The organism is Vibrio sp. VB16 (assembly GCF_015594925.2).
Lineage (GTDB): Bacteria > Pseudomonadota > Gammaproteobacteria > Enterobacterales > Vibrionaceae > Vibrio.
Window position 1 is genome coordinate 538,938 of the sequence record NZ_CP087591.1, and the last position, 13,584, is coordinate 552,521.

At 43.2% G+C, this 13,584-nt stretch carries 13 protein-coding genes; 4 read left to right on the plus strand and 9 right to left on the minus strand.

What is annotated here, in order from left to right:
- Window positions 1-125: 125 nt before the first annotated feature.
- Complete coding sequence (locus IUZ65_RS18915) at window positions 126-1,976, minus strand: Hsp70 family protein (RefSeq protein ID WP_195705580.1); 1,851 nt, start codon at window positions 1,974-1,976, stop codon at window positions 126-128.
- A complete protein-coding gene (locus IUZ65_RS18920) occupies window positions 1,976-2,608 on the minus strand; it encodes a DUF2760 domain-containing protein (RefSeq protein ID WP_195705581.1) in 633 nt (210 codons plus the stop codon). Before IUZ65_RS18920 ends, IUZ65_RS18915 begins: the two co-directional genes overlap by 1 nt.
- Window positions 2,609-2,794: 186 nt before the next feature.
- Between IUZ65_RS18920 and IUZ65_RS18925 the strand changes: the two genes are divergently transcribed.
- From IUZ65_RS18925 to IUZ65_RS18940, 4 genes are read left to right on the plus strand one after another with little or no spacing between them, the layout of a single operon-like run.
- Window positions 2,795-3,547, plus strand: a complete 753-nt coding sequence (locus tag IUZ65_RS18925) for an amino acid ABC transporter ATP-binding protein (protein ID WP_195705582.1) — start codon at window positions 2,795-2,797, stop codon at window positions 3,545-3,547.
- Between the two features lies 1 nt (window position 3,548).
- Window positions 3,549-4,343 (plus strand): amino acid ABC transporter permease, encoded by a 795-nt coding sequence (locus IUZ65_RS18930; protein ID WP_195705583.1) that lies wholly within the window; start codon window positions 3,549-3,551, stop codon window positions 4,341-4,343.
- Window positions 4,344-4,374: 31 nt separating this feature from the next.
- Window positions 4,375-5,181: a transporter substrate-binding domain-containing protein gene (locus IUZ65_RS18935; RefSeq protein ID WP_195705584.1), complete on the plus strand. Its 807-nt coding sequence runs from the start codon at window positions 4,375-4,377 to the stop codon at window positions 5,179-5,181.
- Window positions 5,182-5,187: 6 nt separating this feature from the next.
- Window positions 5,188-6,096 carry an amino acid ABC transporter permease gene (locus tag IUZ65_RS18940; protein WP_195705585.1) on the plus strand — a complete coding sequence of 303 codons (909 nt, stop codon included), beginning with the start codon at window positions 5,188-5,190 and terminating at the stop codon, window positions 6,094-6,096.
- A gap of 23 nt (window positions 6,097-6,119) precedes the next feature.
- Here the strand turns inward: IUZ65_RS18940 and IUZ65_RS18945 are convergent, their stop codons facing one another.
- From IUZ65_RS18945 to IUZ65_RS18975, 7 genes are all read right to left on the minus strand, one after another.
- On the minus strand, window positions 6,120-7,124 hold the full coding sequence (locus IUZ65_RS18945) for a substrate-binding domain-containing protein (protein ID WP_195705586.1): 1,005 nt from the start codon (window positions 7,122-7,124) through the stop codon (window positions 6,120-6,122).
- A 29-nt stretch (window positions 7,125-7,153) separates the two neighbouring features.
- Complete coding sequence (rbsK, locus tag IUZ65_RS18950; RefSeq protein WP_195705587.1) at window positions 7,154-8,080, minus strand: ribokinase; 927 nt, start codon at window positions 8,078-8,080, stop codon at window positions 7,154-7,156.
- 172 nt (window positions 8,081-8,252) lie between these two features.
- Window positions 8,253-9,131, minus strand: a complete 879-nt coding sequence (rbsB, locus tag IUZ65_RS18955; RefSeq protein WP_195705588.1) for a ribose ABC transporter substrate-binding protein RbsB — start codon at window positions 9,129-9,131, stop codon at window positions 8,253-8,255.
- Between the two features lie 61 nt (window positions 9,132-9,192).
- Window positions 9,193-10,179: a ribose ABC transporter permease gene (rbsC, locus tag IUZ65_RS18960; protein ID WP_195705589.1), complete on the minus strand. Its 987-nt coding sequence runs from the start codon at window positions 10,177-10,179 to the stop codon at window positions 9,193-9,195.
- Window positions 10,176-11,681, minus strand: coding sequence for a ribose ABC transporter ATP-binding protein RbsA (rbsA, locus tag IUZ65_RS18965; RefSeq protein ID WP_195705590.1), 1,506 nt, complete (start codon window positions 11,679-11,681; stop codon window positions 10,176-10,178). The genes rbsC and rbsA overlap by 4 nt, the downstream gene beginning before the upstream one ends.
- 24 nt (window positions 11,682-11,705) lie before the next feature.
- Entirely contained in the window at window positions 11,706-12,125 is a 420-nt protein-coding gene (rbsD, locus tag IUZ65_RS18970) for a D-ribose pyranase (RefSeq protein ID WP_195705591.1), read from the minus strand.
- Window positions 12,126-12,578: 453 nt separating this feature from the next.
- Window positions 12,579-13,496, minus strand: a complete 918-nt coding sequence (locus IUZ65_RS18975; protein WP_195706438.1) for a permease — start codon at window positions 13,494-13,496, stop codon at window positions 12,579-12,581.
- Between the last annotated feature and the right edge of the window lie 88 nt (window positions 13,497-13,584).

Below are 13,584 nucleotides of genomic sequence, written 5' to 3' on the forward strand. Positions count from 1 at the left end.
TCTTGGTGATATTAGATCCCCATTTTCATGGGGATGACGTCGGTTTTCGCGAAAACAGGTCAGTTTTCGTCAGGATGACGGAATTTATTTGGCGTATTACTAAGACATTTCGTTACTAATAGTACTTATTCCGGATTTGAAACGTCACGCACGTCAAACTCTACATGCCATTTTTGACCATTATCACTCGCCATCGCTTCCAAATAAAGCGTACCAAGTTCTGTCACCCGTGCCGCCAACGTAACGGGAACAATCTCGCCGACATTACGCCCTTCTGACGCTTTAAGCGTAACCTGAATCTCTGGTAGCTCCTCAAGTTCTTCTGGTTTCCAGTAGTCCAAATGTGTGCCAGCTTGGTCGTCACGACGAGTTGTAGAACCATAAAACTGAAACTGAACCGGTTGACCTATAACCAACCCAAATTCTTTACTCTCAACCTGACAATATGACCCTTCTTCCATACCAAATGGAGCGACACAAATCGCCTCCATTGGTGGTGCTATTCCTGGTATTGCAGGCATAGAACTTTCTATGCCTACGTAATAGCTACTGGCAATACCACCACGAATGCGTACACCTTTACCCTGCCTTACTGCTCCGTAATATGCCGCACCGTTAGCGACGGCAAGATCGAGATCTAAACCGCTCAGTTTCTTAGCCGCTTGGCATTTTGATTGCTCAAGCCATGCATTAATCGTTGAGGTAAGGCGCGCTTCTAGTAGGCGTGATTTCAACACACCACCATTAAACAAAATGGCGGTTGGCTTAATAAAATCAACGGCTGGTTGCTCACCATAAAATCCGCCGAACACCTCTTGAGTTGCATTACTTTGCTTACATAAAAAGGCGGCTATATGGCGAGTAATACCTGCGTCTTGAGCGTATGGAAGTCCCATATGAGTCAACGCACTACGTGCTTTTTGTACCGGGTGTTCGTGCACTTGAACCATGGGGAAAAAGCCATCGACTAATGTCTGTTGAACCTCTTCTTTTGTCAGCTCAGTTTTCAGCGTAGAACCTAACAATTTTGAACCTCGGCTCGGAATAACGATAGGTACAGACTGTACTTCCATATCGTTGAGTAAGGTCTCTTTTGCGTCGCGACACGCTTGCGTTATCGCTTGAACTTGCCATGGTTGTAGGTCCTTTCCCCCTTGGGACATTTTCATTTTAATGCGATAGGCAAGGGCGAGATCCATGTTATCTCCACCTAACAATATATGTTCACCAACCGCGACACGAGTTAAGCTTAGATTGCCTTCTTCTTCCGTTACCGCAACCAAAGATAGATCAGTAGTACCTCCGCCAATATCCACGACCAAAACTACGTCGCCGACATCAACCTCACTTCTCCATTGATCTTCGCTGTTGTTTATCCAGCTATATAACGCAGCTTGCGGTTCTTCAAGCAGAGTTAAATGGTTGAAGCCAACGTTCCGCGCCGCCTCTGCAGTAAGCTCTCTAGCCGCAGGATCAAAAGACGCAGGAACGGTGATGGTAAGATCTTGAGCTTCAAGTTTATGTTCGGAGTTTTGATGATTCCAAGCTTCTTTTAGATGCTCTAGATACAACTCGGTTGCTCTTAATGGTGATATCTTTGCAACTTCTTCGGGGCTCCCTTGAGGAAGAAACGCCTCTCGTCGGTTCACTCCACTATGGCACAACCATGATTTTGCACTAGCAACTAGGCGTATTGGTGTTTTCGCTCCAAGATTTCGTGCTACGGCACCCACCAAGGCACTCGGTGTCGTGGTCCACGGAAGCACGCGGGAACCTTCCCCCATTTCATATTCAGAAGGTTGATAAACAAATGACCCTAGTTGAGTTCTTTCTTCAACCTGACCCGGTGCGATAAGCTGAGGGACATTCAGTACTTGCACCGTCGCGTCTTCATTGTTGAGTTCAACAAAGGACAAAACGCAATGAGTTGTCCCTAAGTCGATCCCAACGCTGTACTTAGGGATATCATTTTCCATTAAAGCTCTACCTCTGCAGGTGCAATAATGGCAGCATCATAGTTTTTAGCGAGCTTAGGCAAATTTACCTTATCCGCTTTCCAACCTTTGTGGATAAGCGTGCCACTAAATGGTGCGCTACCAGTCACATTACCAACCAAGCGAACCGCCTGAGAATTAAAACCTTCTTCGATGGTAATTCGAGTCTCTTCATCTTCATTCTTTATATGAGAAAGCTCTACATATTCAGTCAATACTTTCTGGCCACCTGAATGAATAACGCGAGCAGCTGCGCCTACTTCATCATCAGAAAAACCGGTTAAATCTTCTTTAAGGAAATCTATCAATCTCGCTTCCTGCTGCATAATAGAAAGTAGTTGCATAGCGGAATCGGTGCTTGCGGTCTTCAATTTAGATTCAACTTCAATCACTCTTTCAACGACCTTTTCAACCTCAACAATTTTTTCTACTTCGATTATCTTTTCTACTTGTTTTTCCACTTCAACGATCTTTTCGATGGGCTTCTCCACCGTTTTTTCAATCACTTTAGATTGGCGAGAAATCGCGAGTATTAGTAACATAAGAGAAGAGGCAGCAAGGCCACCATGTAACATATCAAAGGTGGTAGGGATAAGATTTAAATCAAAAGTCATTTTTCACTCTCTGTAAATAACAATTCTGGGTGTAACTGACAGGCGACTCTGTCGTCGGCTGCCCACAATAACCATATAATTGGGATCATTGTCTCATATTTAAAGTGGTTATGGGCGACAAAATTTCGCGATAAATGCCAATCTATAAATGAAATATCTCGCTGATATTGCTATGGTAATAATTAAATGAAACACAATGGGGTTAAATTGACGAAGTCAAACTCACAAGCCATCGAGTTTAAAGGTGTTGATAAATGGTTTGGCAACTTTCAAGCATTGGCCAAAATCGACCTTACCGTAGCTGAAGGTGAGATAGTTGTTGTCTGTGGCCCATCAGGCTCAGGCAAATCAACGTTAATTCGCTGCATCAACGGGCTAGAACAGGTCGATTCCGGTTGTATCAACGTCTTAGGAAATACAGACCTTTCTAAACAAAAGGGGTTGGTTGGTATGGTGTTTCAACATTTTAATTTGTTTCCTCATTTGACCGTATTAGACAACCTTACTCTGGCCCCAATCCGAACACTAAAGCTTTCAAAAAAAGAAGCCGAACAACGTGCACTGCATTTCCTAAATCGTGTACACATTGCCGAACAAGCCGATAAATTCCCGATCCAACTATCTGGAGGGCAGCAACAACGTGTCGCGATTGCTCGTTCTCTCTGTATGATGCCTTCAATCATGTTATTTGATGAACCCACCTCTGCACTTGACCCAGAGATGATCAACGAGGTATTAGATGTGATGATTGAACTTGCAAGAGAAGGCATGACTATGGTGTGCGTCACCCACGAAATGGGGTTTGCTAAAAAAGTCGCGGATCGTGTCATTTTTATGGATGAAGGCGAAATCATCGAAACAGCACCACCTGAGCAATTGTTTAGCTCACCAAAACAGCCACGCACACGTGCATTCTTAAACCAGATATTAAGCCATTAATATGGTTAAAATCCTCAAACCCGTTTTCTCAGCACTGCTTCAAATTGCGGTTTTAATCGTCGGAATTGTCTGGCTTTTAGACAGTGGTGCCGAGTCTATGGGTTACCGTTGGCAATGGGAGCGAATTCCCGATTACCTATTTTTTTATGAGGATGGTGAATGGTGGTCAGCCGAGCTGGTTGATGGTCTTCTCGTCACCATACGTATTTCTCTGCTCAGTTTAGTAGCAACCCTTGTTCTAGGACTCACCACGGCTCTACTTAGGTTGTCAGACTCTATCGTTGGTAGAGCCATTGCCCGTGGGTATATTGAGCTTATACGTAATACACCATTGCTGGTTCAATTATATCTGCTCTACTTTATTTTTGGTCCAGTGATTGGACTCGATCGATTCTCAACCGCAATACTTGCTTTAGCGTTATTCCAAGGAGCCTATACAGCGGAAATATTCAGAGCAGGATTAAACAGCATTCCTCGGGGCCAATTCGAAGCCGCTCGTTCACTTGGTCTTTCGCCACTCGATAGTTATCGAGACATTATATTGCCACAGGTAATACAGAGAACGCTGCCACCACTAACAAATGAGGTCGTATCGCTGATTAAGAATTCATCTATTGTTAGCGTCATGGCAATCTTTGACCTTACAACAGAAGGGAGAAATATCGTTTCAGAGACGGCAATGCCATTTGAAATATGGTTTACTATTGCGGCTATTTATCTAGCCCTTACCCTTTCACTATCCGCATTCGCAGCAAGGCTAGAACATAAACTAGGTGCCCAATGGCGAACACTATAATGGACAAACGAAAAAAACACGGAGTAGCAATATGAGATTATTAAAAAGTGCAATGATTGCAATGTTGGGGGCGTTACTATCTCTGCCTTCGGTTGCCGATAACGTGAACATCGAAAAAATAGAGCAACGTGGCACGTTACGCGTTGGTATGTCTACCTTTGTTCCGTGGGCGATGCGTAATAAACAGGGCGAATTGATCGGATTTGAAATCGACGTTGCCAACCGTCTAGCGAAAGATTCTGGCTGGAAAGTTGAGTTCGTCCCTACGGCATGGGACGGTATTATCCCCGCGCTCTTGGCGAAGAAATTTGATGTTATTATTGGTGGTATGTCTATCACACCTGCACGAGCCGAAAGCGTTCTGTTTAGCGCTGCCTATTCACACTCAGGCGTTCAGGTCGCCGCGAATAAAACACTCGCCGCTGGCTTTGATCAAATGAGCGATTTTAATTCTCGCAAAGTAAAAATTGCAGCGCGTCGTGGAGCATTCACTGTACAAGTGGCGCGTGAAACCTTCCCTAAAGCTAAGATTCTTCAATTTGATGACGATGCGCAAGCATTCCAAGAAGTATTGAACGGCAATGCCCACGCGGTTATTGCCTCTAGCCCAAAACCCGAGCATGAGGCTCTAAAACACGAAGATGTCCTTTTCCTTCCTTTCAATGAACGGCTGTCAAAAGGTAACGAGGCATTTGCAGTGCGACTCGGTGAAGACGATAAAAAGGCCTTCTTTGATCATTGGATTAAAGAGCGGACTGAAGACGGTTGGTTGGCTGAACGATACGAATATTGGTTCTCTACATTAGATTGGCAAAGCCAAGTGGCTCAAGGGCAGTAATCTACAATGGAAACCATAAGCTCAATAAGACCAACGAAGGCCCAGAGTTCGAAAAGATTAAATCGATTAGATTATTTTCTGCTTGGATTGATTGCGTTTGCCGCCATCTGGTTTTACTACCGATCTTCTATTGGTGTGAACTATCATTGGAACTGGTCTGGTGCTATTGAGCTTGTTTTCACTCCAAGAGCAAATGGAGACATACCGTATTTTTTCCAGGGTGTGGTTTCAACACTCCGATTGAGTGTCTGGGGCGTTGTTTTTTCGTTATTGCTTGGCATCCTATTAGGCATTGCCAGGCACTCGGCATTATCGATATTTCGCGCACCTGCTATCGCCTATATTCAGCTTATTCGGAATATACCACCGCTGGTTTTTGTATTTATTTTTTACTTTTTCATCTCCAATCAACTTATTCCATTACTTGGACTAGATGCCCTGCTTAGAGAGCATTCAGGTGAGACGAATGTTGTTCAGGAGATACTATTTGGAAAAGCAAACCTTTGGGAAAACTTACTCTCAGGGGTGCTATGCGTCGGATTACTGTCGGCCGCTTACATCGCAGAAGTTGTGAGGGCTGGATTAGAGAACATTGAGAAAGGCCAATGGGAAGCCGCGGATGTATTGGGCTTATCTACGTGGTCAAAATATCGTTATGTCATTGCCCCGCAAGTAATAAGTACCATTGCGCCTCCGTTGGCAGGGCAAGCTATCTCACTTGTAAAAGACTCTTCTATTGTTTCATTGATTTCTATTCAGGAACTGACTTTCGTCGGTACAGAAATGGCAAATTCATCCGGATTGATTTTTGAGATATGGTTGTTAGTCGGTTTGTCGTATCTCGTCCTCTGCTTCGGGCTCTCTCTGCTGTTTTCCAAACTTGAAGCAAACAGCCGAAAGCACTTACAGAAGTAACAAAGTGCTTAGATCAGTATTGCTTATTTCAACGGTTTAACACTATTTCGAACCACTAGCGTTGGCTCCAGCTGTACCTGTTGTATCTGCTCGGCTCGCTTTTCAATACGTTTAAGCAAAGTATCAACGGCCGTTTTACCCAGTCGAAATTTGGGTTGGTGGATAGTTGTCAGCGCCGGAACCATAAATTTAGCGATATAGATATCATCATAACCAATAACTGAAAGGTCTTCAGGTACTCTAACCCCTTTTTCATTCGCAGCATTGATTAAACCCATGGCCATCATATCGTTACAAGCAAAGATAGCACTTGGCAACTCACCACGTTCATATAGGAGATTAAATGCATCGTATCCGCCATCACACTCGAAGTTAGAAGGAACGACCCACTTGTTTTCCAGTGATATTCCTTCGTCATCCAGTGCTTGCTGAAAACCTGCAAAACGAATCTGAGCTTGATGGCGATCTAATGGGCCCGTAATACAGCCAATTTCACGATGTCCATTATCAATTAGGTGCTTAGCCGCCATGTAACCGCCAAGCCTTGAATTGTCTTTAATTTTATCACTTGGGAAATGGGTTTCTCCCCAATCCATAACCACGGTAGGGATATCCTGATATCGATCGAATACGTCTAAGTATTTCCCCTCTAGGCTAGAACAAAGCAAAAGCAACCCATCGACTCTTTTTTCCAAAAGCGTGTTAATCGACGCCTTCATTCGAGCGTCATCTCCTTCGGTATTACAAAGAATTAGGTTGTAGTCTTGTTCATAGCAGTGCCTTTCTACTCCTTTTACAACTTCACCAAAAAAGGGGTTGGTTGAGGTTGTTACCAGTAAACCGATAGTACGAGTGCGATTCATTTTTAGGCTGCGAGCAAGAGCAGAAGGCGAGTAATTCAGCTCTTTAGCGGCTTGTTTTACTCGAGTGGTAATCTCTTCGCTTACGTACCGAGTCTGATTAACAACATGGCTTACCGTAGACGTAGAAACATCCGCTAGTTTGGCAATATCTTTCATTGAAGCCATGTGACAACCTTAATTTGTTGAGGGTGATTTTAAATATCGTGTTGAGTACTGAATGCATCCACTTCCTTCCGACATGGAATAGAAGTTTGAGCACCAAATCGGGTCACCGAAATAGCCGCGGCAGCATGAGCTAGAACGACAGATTGTTTTAAGTTCATACCGTCCATCAATCCTGTCACTAAACCGCCATTAAAGGTATCTCCTGCCGCTGTCGTATCAGTTGCATCAACTTTAAAACCAGAGATTATTTCGCCTTTACCACGTTCTTCACTAAGCCATACGCCCTGCGCGCCTAACGTAATCAACACGGTTTCGATGCCTTTGGCATGCAGAATATCTGAAGCCACTTGCGCAGACTGCTCATCAAACACGGTTACACCTGTGAGTATTTCTGCCTCGGTTTCGTTCGGCGTGATGATATCTACACAGCTTAATAAGTTATCACTAAGTTTTGTCGCCGGAGCAGGGTTAAGTACCACTTTGGTTCCCGATAACTTAGCCGTTTTTGCCGCCAATTCAACCCCATCCATCGGCGTCTCTAATTGCATAAGCAGAAAATCTGCCTGTTCAATTGACGAAAGATAAGGGGCAATTCGTGCCGCATTCAACCGACCATTCGCTTCAGCAGAGATACAAATGCTGTTTTCGCCTGTATCCGCAACCTGAATCATTGCAATTCCTGTTGGCGTATTATCTTCAATCAAAACGGCGTCGGTATTCATGCCTTCTTCTTTGAAACTCTTTTTGATCGCTACGCCAAACGCATCATCACCTACACTCGCAATAAATCCAATATCTGCGCCTAAGCGAACTGCCGCGATTGCTTGATTGGCCCCTTTACCACCAGGAATCACCTGATATCCACCACCGTGAAGTGTTTCACCTGGTCTAGGAAAAGATGGAACCTTTAGAACATGATCAGCATTAACGCTGCCGAGGACAATGAGTTTACTCATACATTCAACCTATTGAGTAGAGGATATAAAACCGAATAATTTAGTTACTTTACTGAAATAAGTAAATTATTTAATTTTCGGGAAAGTTTGGCGATGGGTTTCCCCAGCGGTAGGTAATGCCAATAGACTCAACCAAACGAATCCAATCTATCAACATTACCTATTTTTAGTTTTACTTAAGAACAAGTTTTAGAGGTACTGGAATGTACGTTTCAACTGTCTCACCTTTAAGGATTTTATCTGCTGTTTCAACACCAAGTGCACCGATCAATTCAGGTTGTTGAGCAACCGTTGCTGCTAGGTCGCCACGTTTAACCGCTGCAATACCATCATCTGTTCCATCAAAACCGATGATCATAACGTCTTTACTTGATGCTTGAACCGCGCGAAGTGCGCCCAATGCCATTTCGTCATTTTGAGCAAATACTGCTTGAACATCTGGGTTAGCAGCAAGTAGGTTTTCCATTACGTTCAAACCTTTAGTACGGTCAAAATCGGCTGGTTGAGTAGCAAGCAGTTCCATTTTGCTGCCTTTAACAGCATTCATGAAGCCTTCACCACGCTCACGCGCCGCAGAAGTACCGGCGATACCTTCAAGCTGAATAACTTTCGCATTATCACCAATAGCTTCAACAATAAAGTTACCCGCGAGTTCGCCACCAACTACGTTGTCTGATGCAATGTGGCTTGCAACTTTACCACGGCTTGCGCCACGGTCTAGAGTAAGCACAGGAATATTTGTTCCGTTAATCATACGGATTGCATTAGAAACCGCATCAGAATCCGTTGGGTTAATCAGAATTGCCTTCACACCACGAACCGTTAGATCCTCAACATTAGAAAGTTCTTTACTTGGATCATTCTGTGAATCTAGAACGATAAGCTTATAGCCTAATTCTTTTGCTTTTTTCTCAGCGCCATCTTTCATCGAAACGAAAAATGGGTTGTTTAGAGTAGATACTACTACTGCTATTGTATCTTCAGCGAACGCCGTAGTGCTCATTGATGCAGATAAAACAGCGGCTGAGATAAGAGTTGCGATCTTTTTCATTATTGTAGTCCTTTGTTTCATAGTGAGAGCTAAGGTTCACCTTAGCCCTATATTGGTAGAGTTATTTATTTTTATTATCAACTAAAACTGCCAGAAGAATGACGACAGCTTTGGCAATCATCTGATAGTAAGAAGATACATCTAGAAGGTTTAACGCGTTATTAAGAAAACCAATAATCAATGCGCCAATTAAGGTCCCCATAATACGTCCACGTCCACCAGCTAGGCTGGTACCACCGAGTACTACGGCAGCAATAGCATCAAGTTCATAGGCCATCCCGGCTGTCGGCTGAGCCGACGACAAACGGGACGTCACTATAAGACCGGCTAAAGCCGCGAGTAGACCACAGATGGCGTATACACCTATCTTTACACGATCAACATTAATACCAGATAGGCGTGTTGCTGATTCATTGCCACCTAAGGCGTATACATAACGGCCAAATCGCGTGTGGTTTAGCACATACCATGCGGCCGAAAATACAATAACCATAATCCATACCGGAACAGGGATACCTAGAGCATATCCAGTACCAAACCACGCAAACGTATCCGCAGTATCAGTAAATCCAGTCGAAATTGGTCGTCCGTCGGTGTACACCATCGTCACACCACGTAATAAAGTCATCGTAACCAGTGTAGCAATAAAGGCTTGAACCTTACCTTTGGCGATAATCACCCCACTAATTGCGCCTAAAGCCGCACCCGCTAGAAGCGCCGTTGGAACGGCGATGAACACCGAGACTTCCATTGCAATTAAACTCGCGGCAAAGGCTCCGCATAGTGCCATTACGGACCCTACACTCAAATCTATACCCGCGGTGAGAATAACAAGGGTCATCCCTACGGCAATAATTGCATTGACGGATGTTTGTCTCAAAATATTGAGGATGTTATCCATCGTAAAAAAATAAGGGTTAAGAAACGAAACCACTGCAATCAAAAAAAGCAATGCGATGAGTGATTTCTGCTCGATTAGCCACTCTTTAGTAAATAGTTTTCTATCTTGCATGGGTTCTATCTTTTTGGTTGTTGTATCGTTGTTCATGCTGCTACCTCACTTACTTTTTTACCAACAGCACAAGCCATAAGTTTCTCTTGATCCGCTTCTTTCGCATCAAATTCACCACTGATGTGGCCTTCGTGCATAACAATAATTCGGTCACTCATTCCAAGTACTTCCGGCATTTCCGAAGAGACTAATATAATGCTCATTCCTTCCGCCTTGAACTTGTTGATGAGTTGGTATATCTCTTTTTTGGCGCCAACATCTACGCCGCGGGTTGGTTCATCTAAGATCAACACCTTTGGCCTTGTCATTAACCCCTTCGCGATAGCCACTTTTTGCTGGTTACCACCAGAAAGATTACCAATAATCTGGTTGCGGCTCGGCGTTTTAATATTAAAGAGGTTGATAAAATCTTCTACCGCCATCACTTCGTCTTTGTGTTGAATTTGGATTCCTTTCGATAGCTGTTCTAGACAACTAAGTGACATATTTTCTTTAACCGACAAGCTCAATACCAATCCATCACCTTTACGATCTTCAGAGATATAGGCAATGCCCTGTGCTAACCCTTCTTGTGGGTTTTGCGGTTCGATAGCTTTCCCGTCCAACATCACCTTGCCGGACTCTTTTGGTAACGCCCCATATATCGCTTTCATTAGCTCTGTACGACCTGCCCCCATCAAACCAGATATACCGAGGATCTCACCTCTATCTAATGTAAAGCTAACGTCATTAACACCCGAACCAGTTAGATTTTTCACTTCCAAACAGGTGGTTCCATGAACCGCATTGATTCGAGGATATTGTTCTTCAAGTTTACGACCTACCATCATCTCAATGAGCAGATCCTCATTGGTTTCCGCTACCGTACATTGATTGATAAACTTGCCGTCACGCAATACCGTAATGTCATCGCACATCTGGAAGATCTCTTTCAAACGATGTGAAATATAGACAATGCCACATCCCTCTTGGCGCAATTCCTCAATCACCGCAAACAGTGACTCACTCTCTGTATCGGTTAATGCGTCGGTAGGCTCATCCATAATGATGACCTTCGAATCAAATGAGAGCGCTTTGGCAATCTCAACCATTTGTTGTTCACCAAGACTCAGCGAACCAAGTTGGTCTTTAGAGCTATGTTTGACATTAAGGCGAGCAAGCAGTGCATCCGCCTCTTTATACATTTCAGACCATCGAATACGGCCTAATGGTGATACTCTTTCACGGCCTAAAAATATATTTTCAGCGATAGTTAATTCAGGAATAAGATTTAGTTCCTGATGAATAATACTGATGCCCGCTTCCTGAGAATGCTTCGGCCCTTGAAATGCAGCGTTAACGCCTTGGTATCGGATGTCTCCTGCATCTAAAGAATAGATGCCCGTTAACACTTTCATCAACGTAGACTTACCTGCACCATTTTCGCCAAGCAGCGCCATAACACGACCTGGATATACATTGAGACAAGCATTATCTAGCGCTTTCACACCGGGAAAGGCTTTGTCTATACCCGTTAGCTCTAAAATTGGTTGAGTCATTACTCTTCCTCGAAATGTCTGCGTTTAAAAAGTGACACCAGTTTGAAAAATCACATTGGCATAAGGTGTACATTCACCCGTTCTTACTATCGCTTTACTATCAAAAGAGTGAACTTTAAATTCTTCATGAGAAACATAAGTTATGTTCGTTTCTTTACCTGTACTCTGGCTGTCTTTTTTAATCACTTCAAGCAATTGAGAATGTAGCTCAGGACTCACTTGTTTCGTTTCTTCCGCAATGATGACGCCTTCAATTTGAGACTCACTAAGTAATACTTCAACCGTCTGAATAAAACCAGGAACACCATGAGTTAAAGCTAAGTCAATTCGTTCTACGCCTTCAGGAATGGGCAATCCCGCGTCACCAATCGTAATTTCATCTGTGTGCCCGAGTGTCGCAACAAGATAAGAAAGTTCAGAATTTAATAAGCGTGTTTTTTTCATATTGGTGACCTAATTGTGTAACCCTTAAAACGAGAATCTCTCATTTAGAAAAAACCTGACAAGATTTTCACTAACCATCGAAACGTTTCGATGGTGCTAAATAAAACGCCATCGAAACGTTTCGATAGAATATAGCTGCTCAATTATTTTTTACCTCATAGGAAAAATAAATGTGTGATGGAGGTCTAATGAAAATTAAAAATTTGAAAGGAAAAACAGAGATCGGTCACTAATTAAGTGATGTATTAATAAGAAAAAAAGCACACCCTAAAAAGGCTAATGCTGTTCGGTTAAGGTTATTTAAACCTGTCATCCCAACGAAAACTGACCTGTTTTCACGGGAATGACGAAGTATTTAGCACTAACCAAACAGCATTACGTTTTCACTGGAATGACGATGAATATTTTTTCTTAAATAATCGGTATTACAATTTTAAGGCGTGCTTTTACCGATTAGAAGATGAATTGGTATAGGAAACCAGCACCGATTGCCATGCTTACGATAACGAATAGGAACGCGGCAACCATCTGATTTTTGAAGATAGATTTAAGCAAAATCACTTCCGTTAGACTTGCACCTGCACTGCCAATGATTAACGCCATTACAGCCCCAAGCCCCATCCCTTTAGCGGCCAACGCTGCACTTAGGGGAATCACAGCTTCCGCACGGATATACAATGGAATACCAATTATCGCGGCGACCGGAATAGCGAATGGATTGTCTTCACTTGCAATACTCGCAACAAACTCTGTTGGCATAAAGCCATAAATCATCGAGCCAAGCGCTATACCACCCACTAGATAAGGAAGCACCTTTTTAAAGTCTGTCCATGTGCTGTTCCAAATCTTTCTCCATTTGCTTACAGCCTTTACTTTTCCACCACATGAGGAAGTACACCCTTTGGTTTCAGGGGTAATATACGCTTCTGGCTTTACGTATTTTTCAAAGCCAAGTTTTTCAAGTGTGTAGCCTGCTACAACGGATACGCCCATCGCGATAGCAAAATAGAACGCGGTGACTTTTAGTCCAAACGTTACAGCAAACAGCCCGATGATTATTGGATTTAACAGTGGGCTCGCAAATAGGAAAACCATCATAGTTCCGAAGCCCGCTTTCGCCCGCAACAAGCCCTTCAAGAAAGGAATGGTTGAGCATGAGCAGAACGGTGTAATCGCGCCGAGGAAACCCGCTACGAGATACCCTTTACCGTTCTTACCACTCAGAATACTCTGTATTTTTTCTGGTGGGATGTATTCCTGTAATACACCAACAAGGTAGCTAATCAATAGAAAAAGAATGGTGAGTTCTACCGCTAAAAAGGCAAACATGTCCAAGGTATCCATGACCATGTTTTGTGTAATATTCATAATATTTTATCTCTGTATTTCTAGAATAACCGAAATATACTATCGCAAATTGATGTCGTCAATACATTTCCATGATTATCGAAATATAAAT

Coding starts and splice junctions, on each gene's coding strand:
- rbsD (WP_195705591.1), bottom strand. CDS start 12,125: ATGAAAAAAACACGCTTATTAAATTCTGAACTTTCTTATCTTGTTGCG.
- rbsC (WP_195705589.1), bottom strand. CDS start 10,179: ATGAACAACGATACAACAACCAAAAAGATAGAACCCATGCAAGATAGA.
- rbsB (WP_195705588.1), bottom strand. CDS start 9,131: ATGAAAAAGATCGCAACTCTTATCTCAGCCGCTGTTTTATCTGCATCA.
- rbsA (WP_195705590.1), bottom strand. CDS start 11,681: ATGACTCAACCAATTTTAGAGCTAACGGGTATAGACAAAGCCTTTCCC.
- IUZ65_RS18915 (WP_195705580.1), bottom strand. CDS start 1,976: ATGGAAAATGATATCCCTAAGTACAGCGTTGGGATCGACTTAGGGACA.
- IUZ65_RS18930 (WP_195705583.1), top strand. CDS start 3,549: ATGGTTAAAATCCTCAAACCCGTTTTCTCAGCACTGCTTCAAATTGCG.
- rbsK (WP_195705587.1), bottom strand. CDS start 8,080: ATGAGTAAACTCATTGTCCTCGGCAGCGTTAATGCTGATCATGTTCTA.
- IUZ65_RS18940 (WP_195705585.1), top strand. CDS start 5,188: ATGGAAACCATAAGCTCAATAAGACCAACGAAGGCCCAGAGTTCGAAA.
- IUZ65_RS18935 (WP_195705584.1), top strand. CDS start 4,375: ATGAGATTATTAAAAAGTGCAATGATTGCAATGTTGGGGGCGTTACTA.
- IUZ65_RS18925 (WP_195705582.1), top strand. CDS start 2,795: ATGAAACACAATGGGGTTAAATTGACGAAGTCAAACTCACAAGCCATC.
- IUZ65_RS18920 (WP_195705581.1), bottom strand. CDS start 2,608: ATGACTTTTGATTTAAATCTTATCCCTACCACCTTTGATATGTTACAT.
- IUZ65_RS18945 (WP_195705586.1), bottom strand. CDS start 7,124: ATGGCTTCAATGAAAGATATTGCCAAACTAGCGGATGTTTCTACGTCT.